This is a genomic window from Streptomyces sp. NPDC048182, from assembly GCF_043202555.1.
Classification (GTDB): Bacteria; Actinomycetota; Actinomycetes; order Streptomycetales; family Streptomycetaceae; genus Streptomyces.
Genome location: NZ_JBIDAQ010000001.1, coordinates 47,527 through 66,218, shown reverse-complemented (window position 1 = coordinate 66,218; position 18,692 = coordinate 47,527). Strand labels below are relative to the sequence as shown.

The window sequence follows — 18,692 nt, the reverse complement described above, 5'->3', positions numbered from 1 at the left end:
CAGAAAACACCAACGCCACCCATGATCCCCCGTATCGGGACGGGTCGCACCCGCGGCGAAACGTCGGGTTCCAGCCCGCTTCTAGCCCCGTACGCCCGGCGCGGACGCCGTCGAGCCCCGTACCACCAGCTCCGGCATGAACACGAACTCGCTGTGCGGGGCCGGCGTGCCCCCGACCTCCTCCAGGAGGGTGCGCACCGCGGCCTGGCCCATCGCCGGGACCGGCTTGCGGATGGTGGTCAGCGGCGGGTCGGTGAAGGCGATCAGCGGGGAGTCGTCGAAGCCGACCACCGAGATGTCCCGCGGCACCTCCAGGCCCTGCTGCCGCGCCGCCCGTATCGCGCCGAGCGCCATCATGTCGCTGGCGCACACCACCGCCGTGCACTCCCGCTCGACCAGCGCGGTGGCCGCCGCCTGCCCGCCTTCCAGGGTGTAGAGGGAGTGCTGGACGAACTCCTTCTCCACCACCGCCGCGTCCAGGCCGAGTTGCTCCTGCATCGCCCGCACGAAGCCCTCGATCTTGCGCTGCACCGGGACGAACCGTTTCGGCCCGAGCGCGAGCCCGATCCGGGTGTGCCCGAGCGAGGCGAGGTGGGTGACCGCGAGGCGCATCGCGGCCCGGTCGTCGGGGGAGATGAAGGGCGCCTGCACCTTCGCCGAGAAGCCGTCCACCAGCACGAACGGCACGCCCTGCGCGCGCAGCCGGTCGTAGCGCTGGGTGTCGGCGGTGGTGTCGGCGTGCAGCCCGGAGACGTAGATGATGCCGGCCACCCCGCGGTCGACCAGCATCTCGGTCAGCTCGTCCTCGGTGGAGCCGCCCGGCGTCTGGGTGGCCAGCACCGGGGTGTACCCCTGCCGGGTCAGCGCCTGCCCGATGACCTGCGCCAACGCGGGGAATATCGGGTTCTCCAGCTCCGGGGTGATCAGCCCGACCAGGCCCTCGCTGCGCTGCCGCAGCCGCACCGGGCGCTCGTACCCGAGCACGTCGAGCGCGGCGAGCACGGACTGGCGGGTGGTGGCGGCGACGCCCGGCTTGCCGTTGAGGACGCGGCTGACGGTCGCCTCGCTCACGCCCGCCTGGACGGCGATGTCGGCAAGCCGTGTGGTCACAGGGGTGGACTGTACCTGTCGGGCCGACACTTGCCCACCGGCCGGCCGCCGGGTGCGGGCGGTGGAGCGCCCCGCCGCGGGCTGCTGCGTCATCGCGATCCCCTATGCCGTGTCGACCGTGCCGACCCCTCGGCGGCAAGTACTTGCAGAGTCTTGCACAGGTGTGCGGGCCGGTGCCGACCACGCAGACGTGGTCTCGGAGCGGTCAGTGCGGGGTCACGACGGCATAACTCTCGACGCTTCTTGCACTTCTTTGCTGCAAGACCTTTCGCGCCGGTTGCATCCCTGTTACGTTCACGTCGCCCGACGGCGGCAACGGCGCCACACGGGCTTTCACTCTCAAGGAGAACTCATGCGGCGTGGCATAGCGGCCACCGCGCTGGTGGCGTCCCTCGCCCTCGCGGCGACGGCGTGCGGCGGGGACGGCGACAGCGACAGCGAGTCCGGCGGTCCGGTCACCATCACCTGGTGGGACACCTCCAACGCGACCAACGAGGCGCCGACCTACCAGGCCCTGGTCAAGGAGTTCGAGGCCGCCAACAAGGGGATCAAGGTCAAGTACGTCAACGTCCCCTTCGACCAGGCGCAGAACAAGTTCGACACCGCCGCGGGCGCCAAGGGCGCCCCGGACGTGCTGCGCTCCGAGGTCGGCTGGACCCCCGCCTTCGCCAAGAAGGGCTTCTTCCTGCCGCTCGACGGCACCGAGGCCCTCGCCGACCAGGCCAAGTTCCAGCCGAGCCTGATCGAGCAGGCGAAGTACGACGGCAAGGTCTACGGCGTCCCGCTGGTCACCGACACCCTCGCCCTGGTCTACAACAAGCAGCTCTTCCAGAAGGCCGGCGTGCAGCCGCCGAAGACCTGGGACGAGCTGAAGAAGGCCGCCGCCACCATCAAGGACAAGACCGGCGCCGACGGCTACTGGGGCTCCACGGCCGGCTACTACGCCCAGCCCTTCCTCTACGGCGAGGGCACCGACACGGTCGACGCCGACGGCAAGAAGATCACCGTCAAGTCGCCGCAGGCCGTCAAGGGCTACGGCACCTGGCTGAGCCTGTTCGACGGCAAGGGCCTGCACAAGGCGGACACCACCGCGGACGCCTACGCCCACATCCAGGACGCCTTCGTCAACGGCAAGGTCGCCGCGATCCTGCAGGGCCCCTGGGAGATCACCAACTTCTACAAGGGCTCGGCCTTCGCGGACAAGAAGAACCTCGGCATCGCCACCGTCCCGGCCGGCTCCGCCGGCAAGGCGGGCGCCCCGACCGGCGGCCACAACCTGTCGGTGTACGCCGGGTCCGACAAGGCCCACCAGGACGCGTCGCTGAAGTTCGTCGAGTTCCTCACCTCGGCGAAGTCCCAGGAGACCATCGCCCTGAAGAACTCCACGCTGCCCACCCGCGAGGACGCCTACACCGCCCAGGTCAAGGCCGACCCCGGGATCGCCGGCTACCAGGCCGTGCTGCCCGCCGCCCAGCCGCGCCCGGCGCTGCCGGAGTACAGCTCCCTGTGGGTCCCGCTGGACAAGGAGCTGCCGCAGATCGCCGGCGGCAAGAAGTCCCTGGACAAGGGCCTCGGCGACGTCGAGACGGCGGTCGCCGAGCTGGTGCCGGACTTCAGCAAGTGAGCCCGCGCGGCTGCCGGGCCCGCCCCGCACGGGGGCCCGGCAGCCGCACCCGACCGTCCCTGACGCTCCAGAAGGTGTCGCACCATGACCGTCGCCATCGACCGCGCGACCGGCAAGCGCCGCGGTGACCGGACCCCGCGGCCCGGCCTCGGCCGCCGCCTGACCGAGGGCTACCGCAAGCACTGGTACGCCTACGCCATGATCGCGCCGGTGGTCGTCGTGCTCGGCGTCCTCGTGCTCTACCCCCTGGCCTACGGCCTCTACCTCACCCTCACCGACGCCAACAGCCTCAACACCGCCCGCACCATCGGCGTCAACCACATCGACGCCACGTACCAGTTCATCGGCCTGGACAACTACGCCGACATCCTGTGGGGCCCGACGGCGTACGACCGCTTCTGGTCGCACTTCATCTGGACCATCGTGTGGACCGCGCTGTGCGTCGCCCTGCACTACGCGATCGGCCTCGGCCTCGCCCTGCTGCTCAACCAGAAGCTGCGCGGACGCACCCTGTACCGGCTGATCCTGGTGCTGCCCTGGGCGGTGCCGACCTTCGTCACGGTCTTCGGCTGGCGCTTCATGCTCGCCGCCTCGGGCGTCGTCAACTCCCTGCTGGGATCGCTGCACCTGCCGGAGCCGCAGTGGCTGGAGGACACCTTCTGGCAGCGGTTCGCCGCCATCATGGTCAACACCTGGTGCGGGGTGCCGTTCATGATGGTCTCGCTCCTCGGCGGCCTGCAGTCCATCGACGCCAGCCTCTACGAGGCCGCGGAGATGGACGGCGCGAGCGCCTGGCAGCGCTTCCGTTACGTCACCCTGCCCGGACTCAGGTCGGTCAGCTCCACGGTCGTCCTGCTCGGCATCATCTGGACGTTCAACCAGTTCGCCGTCATCTTCCTGCTGTTCGGCAACACCGCCCCGGACGCGCAGATCCTGGTCACCTGGGCCTACCAGCTCGGCTTCGGACAGCAGCCGCGCGACTTCGCGCAGTCCGCGGCGTACGGCATCCTGCTGCTGGCCGTCCTGATCGTCTTCACGTCCTTCTACCGCCGCTGGCTGGCCCGCGGCGAGCAGCAGCCCGCGATCTGAGGCAGGAGTCCCCATGAGTGCACCGACCGCGCCGACGACCGCTCCCGCGGGCCCCGTTGCCACGCCCCCCGCCGGGCCGGAGCGCCGGCCGCGCCGCCGGGGCGAGGCGAGCCGCGCCGGCTCCCTCACCTCGCACGGCCTGCTGCTCCTCGCCAGCCTGATCGCCCTGTTCCCGGTCCTGTGGCTGGTCTTCCTCTCCCTCGGCCCGGACAAGGACGACTACCTCCACCCCGGGCGCATCTGGTCCAAGATGACGCTGGACAACTACACCTTCGTCCTCCAGCACACCAACTTCTCCGACTGGCTGCAGAGTTCGCTCCTCGTCTCCCTCGGCACCACCCTGATCGGCGTCCTCTTCGCGGCCACCACCGGCTACGCGGTCTCCCGCATGCGCTTCCCCGGCTACCGCAAGCTGATGTGGGTGCTGCTGCTCACCCAGATGTTCCCCATCGCGGTGCTCATCGTGCCGATGTACCAGCTCCTGTCCGACCTCCAGCTCATCGACAGCTACCTCGGGCTGATCCTGGTGTACTGCTCCACCGCGGTCCCGTACTGCGCCTGGCTGCTCAAGGGCTACTTCGACACGATCCCGTTCGAGATCGACGAGGCGGGCCGGGTGGACGGCCTCTCGCCCTTCGGCACCTTCTTCCGGCTGATCCTGCCGCTGGCCAAGCCCGGCCTCGCGGTGGCCGGCTTCTACAGCTTCATCACGGCCTTCAGCGAGGTCGCCTTCGCCTCGACCTTCATGCTGAGCGACACGAAGTACACCTTCGCGGTCGGCCTGCAGAGCTTCGTCAGCGAGCACGACGCGCAGCGCAACCTGATGGCGGCCACCGCCGTGCTGATCGCGATACCCGTCGCCGCGTTCTTCTACCTCGTGCAGAAGAACCTGGTGACCGGCCTGACGGCGGGCGGCACGAAGGGCTGACGCGCCGCCCCTTCCGCACGCTGCCTCACCGACTTCGCGCTGTCTCACCGACTTCGCACTGACCTACCGACCAGAACTCCGTTGCACTCCAAGGACGACATGAGCCAGCAGCACTCCGCCGCCCCAGCTTCCGACACCGTCGCCGTTCGCGGGGACTGGTGGCGGGACGCGGTGATCTACCAGGTGTACCCGCGCAGCTTCGCCGACGGCGACGGCGACGGCATGGGCGACCTGGAGGGCGTGCGCACCCGCCTGCCGTACCTGCGCGACCTGGGCGTCGACGCGGTGTGGCTCAGCCCGTTCTACGCTTCCCCGCAGGCCGACGCCGGCTACGACGTGGCCGACTACCGCGCCGTGGACCCGATGTTCGGCACGCTCCTGGACGCCGACGCCCTGATCCGCGACGCCCACGCCCTCGGCCTGCGCGTCATCGTGGACCTGGTCCCGAACCACTCCTCCGACCAGCACGAGTGGTTCAAACGCTCCCTCGCCGAGGGCCCCGGCTCACCCTCCCGCGACCGCTACCACTTCCGCCCCGGCAAGGGCGCGGCCGGCGAACTCCCGCCCAATGACTGGGAGTCCATCTTCGGCGGCCCCGCCTGGACCCGGGTCACCGAGCCGGACGGCACCCCGGGCGACTGGTACCTGCACCTCTTCGCCCCCGAGCAGCCCGACTTCAACTGGGAGCACCCGGCGGTCGGCGACGAGTTCCGCTCCATCCTGCGCTTCTGGCTGGACATGGGCGTGGACGGCTTCCGCATCGACGTGGCGCACGGCATGGTGAAGGCGGCCGGCCTCCCCGACCTGGGCTCCCACGACCACCTCACCCTGCTGGCCAACGACGTCACCCCGTTCTTCGACCAGGACGGCGTGCACGAGATCTACCGCCAGTGGCGCCGGATCCTGGACGAGTATCCGGGCGAGCGCATCTTCGTCGCGGAGGCGTGGACCCCGACGGTCGAACGCACGGCGAACTACGTCCGCCCGGACGAACTCCACCAGGCCTTCAACTTCCAGTACCTGGCGACGGCATGGGACGCGGCGTCGCTCCGGGAGGTCATCGACCGCACCCTGGACGCGATGCGCCCCGTCGGCGCCCCGGCCACCTGGGTCCTCTCCAACCACGACGTCACGCGCCACGCCACCCGCTTCGCCAACGAGCCCGGCCTCGGCACCCAGATCCGCCTGGCCGGCGACCGCGAACTCGGCCTGCGCCGAGCCCGAGCGGCGACTCTCCTCATGCTGGCCCTCCCCGGCTCGGCGTACGTCTACCAGGGCGAGGAACTGGGCCTGCCCGACGTGGTCGACCTCCCCGACGAGGTCCGCCAGGACCCGGCCTACTTCCGCGGCGCGGGCCAGGACGGCTTCCGCGACGGCTGCCGCGTCCCGATCCCGTGGACCCGCATGGGCCCGTCGTACGGCTTCGGCCCCGCCGGCAGCTGGCTCCCGCAGCCGCCCACCTGGGCCGACCTGAGCGTGGAGTCCCAAGCCGGCGTCCCCGACTCGACCCTGGAGCTGTACCGCACGGCGCTCGCGGTGCGCCGCTCCGAGCCCGACCTGGGCGCGGGCGACGCGGTCGAATGGCTCCCGGCCCCCGAGGGCGTCCTGGCCTTCCGCCGCGGCGACTTCATCTGCGCCGCCAACACGGGCGACACCCCGGTGACCGTCCCGTCCTACGGCCGCCTGCTCCTCTCCAGCGCGGAGCCCCCCTCGACACCCGCCGCCGAGACAACCCTGCCGCCGAACACGACGACGTGGTGGACGACGGCCTGAGGCCCGCCCGCCTAAGGGACCCAACGCAGCGTCATGTCAGGCAACTTCTCCATGTTCCGCTCCCCGTCATTCGTGTCGACAACGACGAACCCATGACGCTCGTAGAACGCCCGGGCGCCGGTGTTCTGCTGGAACACATGCAGCGACACCCCGCCCGGGCTGCCCCGCCTGACCTCATCGAGCAGCAAGGTACCGACACCCTGCCTGCGCACGTCCGGCCGCAGGTAGAGGTGGTCGAGCACGTCCCCGTCGAGGGCGGCGTACCCGACGACCTCCGCACCCCGCACCGCGACCCACACCCGGCACTCCCTGAGCACGACCTCCCGCACCCACCGTGCCACCTCTACATGCCCACGCCTCTGCGGCGGCAGATAGGGCATGGCCGCCGCCCGTGAGTCCATGTGAACCCGCGCGATCGCGGAGGCGTCTGCCTCCACCGCGTCGCGGATCTGGAGCGTGCCGTCGTCAGTCACGCCGCGAAGGTACAAGAGGGGCTGAGGCTCCCTCCAGCGCTTAACCGTCCAGGTCCCCGAACGTACGGCTGACGGCTCCGGCTGCCATGCTGATCGCATGGCTGAACTCAACGGTCGTCCCGTCACGCTGGACGAGCTCCAGACGCTGGCCCTGACCAACTACGGCTCCTTCACGAGCCTGCGGGTGGACGACGGCCGTGTACGGGGGCTGGCCATGCATCTGGAACGGCTCGTCCGTGACTGCCGGGTTCTCTTCGGCGTCGACCTGGACGCCGAGCGCGTAAGGCAACTGATCCGGCGAGTGGCGCCGGTCGACGGGTCGAGCACCATCCGGGTCACCCTCTTCGACCCGGCCATCGACCTCGGGCACCCAGCCCGCGCGACCGAACCCAAGATCCTCGTCACGCAGCGCTCGGCCGGCGCCCTGCCGTTGCCGCCGCTGGCCGTCCAGTCGACCGTCTACGAGCGCGACGTACCCGAGGTCAAGAGCGTCGGCCTCTTCGGCTCGCTCCACCATCGGCGGGCCGCGCAGCTCAACGGATACGACGATGCCCTCTTCACCGACTCCGAGGGCGTCATCAGCGAGGGCGGCACCTGGAACGTCGGGTTCTTCGACGGCGACCATGTGATCTGGCCGGACGCGCAAGTGCTGCCGGGCGTCACCATGCTGCTTCTCCAGAGCGTCCACGAGCACCGCACAGCCAGGATCACCCTTGCCGACCTCGGCAAGGCGCAGGCCGCCTTTGCCACCAACGCGGCCATCGGAATCCGGGCCATCTCCCGCATTGACGACGTGCAACTCCCGGCCAACCACACCGTCCACGACGTTCTGCGCAAGAAGTACGCGGACGTACCCGCTGAACCGATCTGAAAGCACAGTTCCCAGCTTTGTCCGGCGCTGCCCCGCAGATGGGGTCGGATCGAGCGGAACAGCAGCACCACGGACAGCCCGACCACGATGAGCCCGAGGATGCCCCACGGCTTCAGAACTGAATCCTCGCTCGCTTCGCCAACTTGGTCAGCCGCGGGTTGCTCCGCTTGTGCAGCGAAGTGAGAACACGGAGCAGCTCTTGCGCCGTGGGATGGACCTTGGCCATCTGAGGAGCCAGGGACCAGGCGTGCTCCAGCTCCTCCAATGCCCCGTCCCGGTCACCGAGGGCGAGTCTCGACCGGGCGACATTCATGTGCAGGGGACTGGTGCGAGTCCGGGGCAAGGTCAGCTTCCCGGACTGGTCCAGTTTCGTGAGGTCGTCCATCGTGTCAATGGCGTCCTCGTGGCGACTGAGGTCCGCCGATGTCGCGACCACATGAACGGCCGTGTCCTGCGCGCCGAAGTGGATGCCGAGACGGCTCACGTTCCGGTTCAGTTCCTCGGCGAGAGCCCACGCCCTGGCGATGTGCTGGTCAGCTGTCCTCCGGTCCCGCAGCCTTCCCGCGAGGGTGAGCCCGCGCAAGTGCAGGATACCGAGGGCGTAGAGGCGGTCGGGGCCGGTCGGGGCGTCCTGCTCGACGCGCACGAGACCGCCGTCGACCACCGCCAGGCCGTCTTCGAAGTCGCCGTGGTTCAGGTACAGGCCCGCTTCGTCGCGTGCCGCGATGGCCGCTGAGACAGGGTCCGCCTGTTCTGCGGCCATCTTCTGCTTCGTCGTCGCCAGATCGGCCAGGGTCATCCAACGGTGCCGGGCCGCCAGCCAGTACACCGTCGAGTAGGCCTCGGTGACGCGGGCCCAGGCGCTCGGTGTGCCCACCGCATGGGCGTGATTGCTGGTTTCCGAGACCAGGCGCGGCAGCTCCGCCAGGACACCCCGCAGGTCTGCCCTCTCCCGCAGAGCGACCATCTCGCTCAAGGCCGTGCTCAGCCGGGCCTCGGTCATCTCGGGTTCGCGAGGGAGGCCGAAGCGGCGGATCTCTCTGGTAAGCGCCCGAAGCTGGACTTCTGCGCCCTCGTGCAAGGGAGCCTTGCCCAGAAGCTGATCGAGCGTGATACCGAGCGCCTGAGCGACAGATGCGCCGACTCCCTGCGTCATGGGCCGTTCGCCCCGCTCGATCTTCCCGAGCAGACTGGTCGAGATCCCGGCCTCGGAGGCCAGACGCGCCTGGCCCCAGCCACGTTCTTTCCGCAGGACGGCGACGTTGGCGCCCGGACCGGGTACTTCGATGATCGCGCTCATGCCGACGCTTCCCGATGCTCGACGCTTCGTTGGGCCCATGGTCTCAGGCCCCTAGTGCCCGTCGCGGGCGCTTGTGCACATCTTGTGCGCTTTCGGGATCGTCACGGCTTGTTCACTGGCTGCTACAGCAAGTGGATGAGGGAGGGCGACGTGGGAGGCAGGTCCGAGGAGAGGAGCAAGCCATACACGGGGCCTCTGGCGATCGAGGTACCGATCGAGCAGTGGGGCAGCTTCAGCCAACATGCCCCTGGCTGGTGGCCGAGTAGCAAGGACTTCTCAACGCCCGACGCGGCCGTGCTGCGCCGAGTGCGTGTCGCGCTCATGAGGAAGCTCGTCGCTGCTTCGGACGAGGAATGAGGAATGCAGTCCTACATTGGCCCGCATTCGCCCGCTCGTGCGAGACGACAACCGTCGGATCGCCCAGTACGGCCCTATTGGGCAGTGGCGGTGACCGCCACCGGGAGTTCGACCGTGAACCGTTTATACCGGCTGCTGCGCAAGCATGCGTGGTTCAGCTGCGCCATCACCGTCTGGGCCTTGTGCGTCTGGACGATCATCTCTGTCGTCCTGGGAGCCGCACCATGACCTATCGGTGCCGGGCCGAGATCGACCCGGAACGGGTGGCCGTGCTCGCGCTGGCTGACCAGTTGTTCCGGTGCTCTTCCTGAACACCCCCCTCACGGTGTCCGCAATGAGCAGCCAGGAAAGGTAGGCGAATGAGTATCACCGGAGAGAGGCCCGTCATCGAGGTGGGCGGCACGACCGGATTCGTGTGGCTCGACCTCACCCGGAAGTGCCAGCTGGCCTGCGGGCACTGCCACAACGGATCCGGCACCGACGGAACGCACGGCTCTATGGCCGCCGCCGACTGGGCGCGTGTGCTGAACGAAGCCGCTGCGGCCGGCATCCGCCGCGTGCAGTTCACCGGGGGTGAGGTGACGCTGCACCCGGACGCCCCGAGCCTGATCGAGCTGGCGCTGAGTCTGGGACTGCGCGTCGAGGTCTACAGCAACTTGGTCCACGTGACCGACGACTGGTGGAGGCTGCTGCGGCGGGAGGGCGTCAGCCTGGCCACGTCGTACTACGGCCCGGAGAGCACTCACAACTCCTTCACCCGGCGGAACAGCCACGCCCGCACCCAGGCGAACATCGCTGCGGCCGTTCAGGCGCAGGTCCCTCTCCGCGTATCGGTGATCGTGTCCGACCCCTCCGACACCGGCGACGAGGCTCGGCGAGAGTTGGCGGCCCTGGGAGTGGAGTCGGTCCGTGTCGACCGGGTTCGGCCCTTCGGGCGCGCGGCAACCGGGCAACCGCCATGCACGGACGGGCTCTGCGGCCGGTGTGGAGACGGGCGCGCGTCCATTGGCCCGAACGGGTCGGTGTCTCCATGCGTGTTCTCCACCTGGATGGGCGTGGGTAACGTCCAGGACGCCTCGCTCGGCGCTATCCTCGGCGGTCCTGAGATGGCGCGCGCCAACGCGGCCGTCCGAGCGGGACGGAACTTCGGCGGCGGTGAGTCATGCAGCCCCGACACGGATGACGAATGCTCGCCGGGGACCCCCGGAAGTGAGTGCACTCCGAGGAACTGATGGGCTGATGGATACCGACCTCTCCGCGTCCGCGATTCTCCCGCTCATCCAGGAGCGCACGGGCCGGGCGGTCGGTATCCAGCGGACCGCACGCGGGTTCAGCTCTGATCTGACGGCAATCGTCGAGTGCGAGAAGGGCCCCTTCTTCGTCAAAGCCGTCCGCAACCGGCCCGGTGGGCGACGTGATTCCCTCATCAGGGAACGGGAGATCAACGCCCACCTCACAGGCATCGCGCCTTCGCTGCTCTGGGATGTCGTGGACGACTGCTGGCTCGTCCTCGGCTTCGAGGCGGTGGAGGGGCGCTCATCAGACTTCGCCCCCGGCTCTCCCGACCTGGCCGAGGTGGCCGATCTGGTGGGCCGCATCGGTGAGACGCCCCTCCCTGCTGTCGCCCGGGGCTGGGCGGAGACACGTTGGGATCGTTTTGCCGGGGACTCCGCCGAGGCGCTGGCCTTTCGTGGAGACTCCTTGCTCCACACGGACATCAATCCGAGCAACGTCCTCGTCGGGGAACGCACCTGGGCCGTCGACTGGGCCTGGCCCACTCGCGGGGCCGGCTTCATCGACCCGGCGCTTCTGGTCATCCAGCTGATCGCGGCCGGACATGATCCCGCTTGGGCGGAGCAGTGGGCGTCCCGGTGCCCGGCGTGGCAGCGGGCCGACACCGGGGCGGTCGATGCCTTCGCCGCTGCCAACCTGCGCATGTACCGGGCCCGAGCGGCACGCAAGCCGGAGGCGCCCTGGCTGACGGCGATGGTCGAGGCATGCCTCGCCTGGAGCGATCACCGGGGCGTTGCCACATTCCCCCGTTGAATCTCGTACCGCCCCCTGCCCTTCCGGGCGACGGGCCCTTACGATCTGCGGCACCGCAAGTTGCCGGAATGTTTCAGCAAGAGCCTGCAACGGCACCGGCACCCGTCCCCCTTCAACGACGAAGGACCCCCCATGCCCCGCAGATCCCTCACCGCGGCCGTCGCCCTCGTGGCCGCTGCCCTCGTCATGACCCCGACCCCGCAGGCGCAGGCCGCCCCGCCCGGCGGCAAGGACGTCACCGCCGTCCTCTTCGAGTGGGACTTCGCCTCCGTCGCCCGCGAGTGCACCGGCACCCTCGGCCCCGCCGGGTACGGCTACGTGCAGGTCTCGCCGCCCGCCGAGCACATACAGGGCGCGCAGTGGTGGACCTCGTACCAGCCCGTCAGCTACAAGATCGCCGGTCGGCTCGGGGACCGGACCGCCTTCCGGAACATGGTGAACGCCTGCCACGCCGCCGGCGTGAAGGTCGTCGCCGACTCCGTCGTCAACCACATGTCGGCGGGGAGTGGGACGGGCACCGGCGGGTCCGCGTACACCAAGTACGACTACCCGGGGCTCTACTCCTCCTACGACTTCGACGACTGCACCGGCCAGATCACCAACTACCAGGACCGCTGGAACGTCCAGCACTGCGAACTGGTCGGCCTCGCCGACCTCGACACCGGCGAGGAGTACGTCCGCAAGACCATCGCCGGGTACCTCAACGACCTGCTCTCCCTCGGCGTCGACGGCTTCCGGATCGACGCCGCCAAGCACATCCCCGCCGCCGACCTCGCGAACATCAAGTCCCGGCTGAGCAATCCGTCCGCGTACTGGAAGCAAGAGGTCATCTACGGCGCCGGCGAGGCCGTCCAGCCGGGGGAGTACAGCGGCACCGGGGACGTGCAGGAGTTCCGGTACGCCTACGACCTCAAGCGGGTGTTCCAGAGCGAGAAGCTGGCTTATCTGAAGAACTACGGGGAGGGGTGGGGGTACCTCCCCGGCGGCGGGGCCGGCGTCTTCGTCGACAACCACGACACCGAGCGCAACGGCAGCACCCTCAACTACAAGAACGGCGCCGACTACACCCTGGCCAACGTCTTCATGCTCGCCTGGCCCTACGGCGCCCCCGACATCAACTCCGGCTACGAGTGGTCGAACGCCGATGCCGGCCCGCCCAACGGGGGCCGTGTCACCGCCTGCTGGCAGGACGGCTGGAAGTGCCAGCACGCCTGGCCGGAGATCCGCTCCATGGTCGCCTTCCGCAACGCCACCCGGGGGCAAGCCGTCACCGACTGGTGGGACGACGGCGACGACGCCATCGCCTTCGGGCGGGGAGCCAAGGGGTACGTCGTCGTCAACCACGAGGCCGGCAACCTGAGTCGGAGCTTCCAGACCTCCCTCCCCGCCGGGACCTACTGCGACGTACAGCGCAACGCGACGGTCCAGGTGGACTCCGCCGGCCGCTTCACCGCCACCCTCGGCGCCAACACCGGCCTCGCCCTGTACGCCGGCCGCTCCGCCTGCTGAACCCCCGTCCCACGCAAGGGTCGTGAAATCTCTTGCCGCTGCTTTCACGACCCTTGCTGCAACCCTTGCACGGGCGCTACCGTCACGCCGGGGTCGGACCCAGATGAGCCGCGAACACGAGGAGTTCACACCCGTGATACCGAGATGGCCGGCGCCCCGCGCGCGCCGCCGCACCACCACCTCCGCCGCCCCGAGGGTCGCGACCGTCGCCGTCGCCGCCCTCACCGCGGCCCTCCTGCCACCCCTCGCCGCCCGGGCCGACGCCCCGCCCGCGCCCCCGTCCGACGCCAAGCTGGCGAAGACCGCCGCCCGGCACGACGCCACCCGCGAGCAGTTCTACTTCGTCCTCCCCGACCGCTTCGCCAACGGCGACCCCCGCAACGACCAGGGCGGCCTCACCGGCTCCCGCCTCGCCACCGGCTACGACCCCACCGACAAGGGCTTCTACCAGGGCGGCGACCTCAAGGGCCTCACCAACAAGCTCGACTACATCAAGGGGCTCGGCACCACCGCCATCTGGATGGCGCCCATCTTCAAGAACCAGCCCGTGCAGGGGACGGGGGCGAACGCCTCCGCCGGCTACCACGGCTACTGGATCACCGACTTCACCCAGGTCGACCCCCACTTCGGCACCAACGCCGACCTGAAGAAGCTCATCTCCACGGCGCACGCCAAGGGCATGAAGGTCTTCTTCGACGTCATCACCAACCACACCGCCGACGTCATCGACTACGAGCCCAAGTCCTACGACTACCTCTCCAAGGGCGCCTTCCCCTACCTCACGGCGAAGGACGGCGAGCCCTTCGACGACGCCGACCACGCGGACGGGCGGCACGGCGGCTTCCCGTCCGTCGACACCGGCTCCTTCCCCCGCACCCCCGTCGTCCCCGCCGGCAAGCGGCACGCCAAGGTGCCGGACTGGCTCAACGACCCGACCATGTACCACAACCGCGGTGACTCCACCTACGCCGGCGAGTCGGCCACGTACGGCGACTTCTCCGGTCTGGACGACCTGTGGACCGAGCGCCCCGAGGTGGTGCGCGGCATGGAGCGGATCTACCAGCGCTGGGTGAAGGACTTCGCCGTCGACGGCTTCCGCATCGACACCGTCAAGCACGTGAACATGGAGTTCTGGACCCAGTGGGCGACGGCGCTCGACGCCTACGCCGCCGACCACGGCCGCGACGACTTCTTCATGTTCGGCGAGGTCTACTCCGCCGACCCCGCCGTCACCTCCCCGTACGTCACCCGGGGCCGCCTGGACGCCACCCTCGACTTCCCCTTCCAGGACGCCGCCCGCTCCTACGCCTCCCAGGGCGGCAGCGCCCAGAAGCTGGCCCAGGTGTACGGCGACGACTACCGCTACACCACCGACAAGGCCAACGCCTACGAGCAGGTCACCTTCCTCGGCAACCACGACATGGGCCGCATCGGCACCTTCCTCAAGCAGGACAACCCCGCCGCCGGCGACGCCGAGCTGCTGAAGAAGGACCGGCTCGCCAACGAGCTGATGTTCCTCGGCCGCGGCAACCCCGTCGTCTACTACGGCGACGAGCAGGGCTTCACCGGCGCCGGCGGCGACAAGGACGCCCGCCAGCCGATGTTCGCCTCCCGCACCGCCGACTACCTGGACGACGACCAGCTCGGCACCGACCGCACCCACGCCGAGCCCGCCTACGACACCGCCGCCCCGCTCTACCGGCAGATCAGCGCACTCAGCAGGCTCCGCAAGGCCCATCCCGCCCTCGCCGACGGCGTCCAGCAGGAGCGCTACGCCGCCGACGGACCCGGCGTCTACGCCGTCACCCGCACCGACACCCGGACGCGCACCGAGTACGTCGTCGCCTTCAACAACGCCACCGAGCCCCGCACCGCCGCCTTCGCCACCGACACCCCCGGCGCCGCCTTCCGCGGGATCTACGGCACCGACGCCACCGCCCGCACGGACGGCGACGGCCGGACCTCCCTCACCGTGCCCGCCGGTTCCGCCGTCGTCCTCAAGGCCGACCGCCCCGTCCCCGCCCCGGCCACCGCGCCCGCCCTCACCCTGCGCGCCCCGGCCCCCGGCGCCACCGGCACGGTCGAGCTGAGCGCCGGCGTCACCGGCGGCCGCCTCAACCGCGTCGTCTTCGCCGCCCAGACCGGCGACGGCAGGTGGCGCACCCTCGGCTCCGCCGACCACGCCCCCTACAAGGTCACCGACACCATCGGCGAGGACGTCCCCGCCGGCACCGCCCTGCGCTACAAGGCCGTCGTGGTCGACTCCGCCGGCCGCACCGCGAGCGCCCTCGCCGCGAGCACCACCGGCACCCCGCCCGTCGAGCAGCCGCCCACCGCCACCTCCCGGGACTACGCGGTCGTGCACTACAAGCGGCCCGCCGGGGACTACGCCGACTGGGGCCTCTACGCCTGGGGCGACCTGGCAGAGGGCGAGGCGACCACCTGGCCGGCCAGCCACCCCTTCACCGGCCGCGACGCCTACGGCGCCTTCGCCTACGTCAAGCTCGAGCCCGGCGCGACCAACGTCGGCTTCCTCGTCGTCGACAAGGACGGGAACAAGGACGTCGCCGCCGACCGCGCCGTCGACGTCACGAAGACGGGTGAGGTCTGGATCGAGCAGGGGAAGGACGAGGTCCGCACCGAGCGGCCCGCGTACCCCGCGCCGGACACCGGCAAGGCCGTCCTCCACTACCACCGCGCCGACGGGGACTACGACGGCTGGGGCCTGCACGTCTGGACCGGCGCCGCGAACCCCACCGACTGGGCGAAGCCCCTCCCGCCGACCCGCACCGACTCCTACGGCGCGGTCTACGAGGTCCCGCTCACCGCGGGCGCGACCAGCCTCGGCTACATCCTCCACAAGGGCGACGAGAAGGACCTGCCCACCGACCAGTCCCTCGACCTCACGACCCACGCCGGGCACGAGGTCTGGCTGCTCGGCGGCCAGGACAAGCCCCTGCTCCCGCAGCCGGCGGGCGGCTCGGCCGCCCTCGACCTGAAGACGTCCAAGGCGATCTGGATCGACCGGGACACCGTGGCCTGGAACGGCACCGAAGGGGCCGCCTCCACCCAGCTGCTCTACTCCCGCGACGGCTCGATCAGGACCGAGAACGCCACCCTGACCGGCGACGACACCCGCTACCTCCGGCTGACCCGGACCACCCTCACCGACGCCCAGAAGGCCAAGTACCCGCACCTCGACGCGTATACCGCCTGGTCCGTCGACCCGCGCGACCGCGACCGGGTCCGCCAGGCCCTGCGCGGGCAGCTCGTGGCGGCGCAGCACGCCGCGAACGGCGCCGTCCTCGCCGCCACCGGCGTGCAGACCGCCGGGGCGCTTGACGCCCTCTACCCGGGCGCCCGGAAGGCCGCCCTCGGCCCCGTGTTCCGGCACGGGAAGCCGACCCTGTCCGTCTGGGCGCCCACCGCGCAGCAGGTGTCCCTGGAGATCGGCGGCGACACCGTCCGCATGCGCCGCGACGACGCCACCGGCGTCTGGTCGGCCACCGGCCCGGCGTCCTGGAAGGGCAGGACCTACCGGTACGCCGTGACCGTGTGGGCGCCCAGCGCCGGCAAGGTCGTCACCGACCGGGTCACCGACCCGTACTCCCTCGCGCTCACCACCGACTCCGAGCGCAGCCTCGTCGTGGACCTGGCCGACAAGTCCCTGGCCCCCAAGGGCTGGACGGGCCTCGCCAAGCCGGCCGCCGTGCCGCTGCGGGACGCCCAGATCCAGGAGCTGCACATCCGCGACTTCTCCGCCGCCGACGACACCGTCCCGGCCGCCGACCGGGGCACCTACCGCGCCTTCACCGACAAGGACACCGACGGCTCCAGGCACCTGCGTGAACTGGCGCAGGCCGGTACGTCCTACGTGCACCTGCTGCCCGCCTTCGACCTGGCCACCGTCCCGGAGAAGAAGGCCGACCAGGCCGTCCCCGACTGCGACCTGGCCGCCTACCCGGCCGACTCCGACCGGCAGCAGGCGTGCGTGGCGAAGAGCGCCGCGAAGGACGCCTACAACTGGGGCTACGACCCGTACCACTACACGGTCCCCGAGGGCTCCTACGCCACCGACCCGGAGGGCACCGCCCGCACCGTGCAGTTCCGCGAGATGGTCAAGTCCCTGAACGAGGACGGCCTGCGGGTCGTCATGGACGTCGTCTACAACCACACCGCCGCGAGCGGGCGGGAGCGGGGCAGCGTCCTGGACCGGATCGTGCCCGGCTACTACCAGCGGCTCCTGGCCGACGGGTCGGTGGCGAACAGCACGTGTTGCGCGGGCACCGCCACCGAGAACGCCATGATGGGCAAGCTGGTGGTCGACTCGATCGTCACCTGGGCCAAGGAGTACAAGGTCGACGGCTTCCGCTTCGACCTCATGGGCCACCACCCCAAGGCCAACATCCTCGCCGTCCGCAAGGCGCTGGACGCGCTGACCGTCGCCAGGGACGGGGTCGACGGCAAGAAGATCATCCTCTACGGCGAGGGCTGGAACTTCGGCGAGGTCGCCGACGACGCCCGCTTCGTGCAGGCCACCCAGCAGAACATGGCCGGCACCGGCATCGCCACCTTCTCCGACCGGGCCCGCGACGCGGTGCGCGGCGGCGGCCCCTTCGACGAGGACCCCGGCGTCCAGGGCTTCGCCTCCGGCCTCTACACCGACCCCAACTCCTCCACAGCCAACGGCACCCCGGCCGAGCAGAAGGCCCGTCTGCTGCACTACCAGGACCTCATCAAGGTCGGGCTCTCCGGGAACCTGGCCGGCTACACCTTCACCGACACCGCCGGCAAGGAGGTCAAGGGCAGCGAGGTCGACTACAACGGCGCCCCCGCCGGCTACGCCGCCGCCCCGGGCGACGCCCTCGCCTACGCCGACGCGCACGACAACGAGTCCCTGTACGACGCGCTGACCTACAAGCTGCCGGCCGGGACCGGCGCCGCCGACCGGGCCCGTATGCAGGTCCTCGCGCTCGCGACCGCCGCGCTCTCGCAGGGCCCGGCGCTCTCCCAGGCAGGCACCGACCTGCTGCGCTCCAAGTCCCTGGACCGCAACTCCTTCGACAGCGGCGACTGGTTCAACGCGATCCACTGGGACTGCGCCGACGGCAACGGCTTCGCCCGCGGGCTGCCGCCGGCCGCGGACAACGCCGCGAAGTGGCCATACGCGAAGCCTCTGTTGAGCCAGGTGCCGGTCCCGGGGTGCGCCCAGATCGAGGGCGTCTCGGCGGCCTACCGCGACCTGCTGAAGATCCGTACGACCGACAAGGCGGACTTCTCCCTCGCCACCGCCGGCCAGGTCCAGTCGCGGCTCTCCTTCCCGCTCTCCGGGACGGACGAGACACCCGGCGTGATCACCATGCGCCTCGGCGGCCTGGTCGTCGTCTTCAACGCCACGCCCGACGAGCAGCGCCAGCGCGTCACGGCGGCGGCCGGCGCTCGCTACCGGCTGCACCCGGTCCAGGCGGCCGGCGCGGACCCGGTGGTGAAGCGGTCGGCGTACGCGGCGGACACCGGCACGTTCACCGTCCCGGCCCGCACGGTGGCCGTCTTCACCCAGGCCCGCTGACGGCCTGACCAGGCGGTTAGGGTGGGCCCTGCTGTTCACGCAC

The 18,692-nt window shown here is 70.4% G+C and carries 13 protein-coding genes; 10 read left to right on the top strand and 3 right to left on the bottom strand.

The window, feature by feature from the left end; translation table 11 throughout:
- Positions 1-81 precede the first annotated feature (81 nt).
- On the bottom strand, positions 82-1,110 hold the full coding sequence (locus ACGFZL_RS00305) for a LacI family DNA-binding transcriptional regulator (RefSeq protein WP_355166791.1): 1,029 nt from the start codon (positions 1,108-1,110) through the stop codon (positions 82-84).
- Between the two features lie 352 nt (positions 1,111-1,462).
- Between ACGFZL_RS00305 and ACGFZL_RS00300 the strand changes: the two genes are divergently transcribed.
- The 4 genes from ACGFZL_RS00300 (at position 1,463) to ACGFZL_RS00285 (ending at position 6,524) form a co-directional block, all read left to right on the top strand.
- Complete coding sequence (locus ACGFZL_RS00300) at positions 1,463-2,734, top strand: extracellular solute-binding protein (protein ID WP_393687778.1); 1,272 nt, start codon at positions 1,463-1,465, stop codon at positions 2,732-2,734.
- An 84-nt stretch (positions 2,735-2,818) separates the two neighbouring features.
- Positions 2,819-3,823: a carbohydrate ABC transporter permease gene (locus ACGFZL_RS00295; RefSeq protein WP_393687776.1), complete on the top strand. Its 1,005-nt coding sequence runs from the start codon at positions 2,819-2,821 to the stop codon at positions 3,821-3,823.
- A 13-nt stretch (positions 3,824-3,836) separates the two neighbouring features.
- A complete protein-coding gene (locus ACGFZL_RS00290) occupies positions 3,837-4,751 on the top strand; it encodes a sugar ABC transporter permease (protein ID WP_393687774.1) in 915 nt (304 codons plus the stop codon).
- Positions 4,752-4,850: 99 nt separating this feature from the next.
- A complete protein-coding gene (locus tag ACGFZL_RS00285; RefSeq protein ID WP_393687772.1) occupies positions 4,851-6,524 on the top strand; it encodes a glycoside hydrolase family 13 protein in 1,674 nt (557 codons plus the stop codon).
- Between the two features lie 11 nt (positions 6,525-6,535).
- Here the strand turns inward: ACGFZL_RS00285 and ACGFZL_RS00280 are convergent, their stop codons facing one another.
- Positions 6,536-6,997 carry a GNAT family N-acetyltransferase gene (locus ACGFZL_RS00280; RefSeq protein ID WP_393687770.1) on the bottom strand — a complete coding sequence of 154 codons (462 nt, stop codon included), beginning with the start codon at positions 6,995-6,997 and terminating at the stop codon, positions 6,536-6,538.
- A 97-nt stretch (positions 6,998-7,094) separates the two neighbouring features.
- Between ACGFZL_RS00280 and ACGFZL_RS00275 the strand changes: the two genes are divergently transcribed.
- On the top strand, positions 7,095-7,868 hold the full coding sequence (locus ACGFZL_RS00275; protein ID WP_393687768.1) for an aminotransferase class IV family protein: 774 nt from the start codon (positions 7,095-7,097) through the stop codon (positions 7,866-7,868).
- A gap of 112 nt (positions 7,869-7,980) precedes the next feature.
- Here the strand turns inward: ACGFZL_RS00275 and ACGFZL_RS00270 are convergent, their stop codons facing one another.
- Positions 7,981-9,168: a helix-turn-helix domain-containing protein gene (locus ACGFZL_RS00270; RefSeq protein ID WP_393687766.1), complete on the bottom strand. Its 1,188-nt coding sequence runs from the start codon at positions 9,166-9,168 to the stop codon at positions 7,981-7,983.
- A 135-nt stretch (positions 9,169-9,303) separates the two neighbouring features.
- Here ACGFZL_RS00270 and ACGFZL_RS00265 point away from each other — a divergent pair, with 135 nt between their 5' ends.
- From ACGFZL_RS00265 to pulA, 5 genes are all read left to right on the top strand, one after another.
- Positions 9,304-9,525, top strand: a complete 222-nt coding sequence (locus tag ACGFZL_RS00265) for a hypothetical protein (RefSeq protein WP_393687763.1) — start codon at positions 9,304-9,306, stop codon at positions 9,523-9,525.
- 359 nt (positions 9,526-9,884) lie between these two features.
- On the top strand, positions 9,885-10,757 hold the full coding sequence (locus ACGFZL_RS00260; protein ID WP_393687761.1) for a radical SAM protein: 873 nt from the start codon (positions 9,885-9,887) through the stop codon (positions 10,755-10,757).
- Positions 10,758-10,764: 7 nt separating this feature from the next.
- Positions 10,765-11,571: a protein kinase gene (locus ACGFZL_RS00255; protein ID WP_393687759.1), complete on the top strand. Its 807-nt coding sequence runs from the start codon at positions 10,765-10,767 to the stop codon at positions 11,569-11,571.
- 132 nt (positions 11,572-11,703) lie between these two features.
- Entirely contained in the window at positions 11,704-13,080 is a 1,377-nt protein-coding gene (locus tag ACGFZL_RS00250) for an alpha-amylase family protein (protein WP_393687757.1), read from the top strand.
- A 133-nt stretch (positions 13,081-13,213) separates the two neighbouring features.
- Entirely contained in the window at positions 13,214-18,649 is a 5,436-nt protein-coding gene (gene pulA, locus ACGFZL_RS00245) for a pullulanase-type alpha-1,6-glucosidase (RefSeq protein ID WP_393687755.1), read from the top strand.
- The last annotated feature ends 43 nt before the right edge of the window (positions 18,650-18,692 follow it).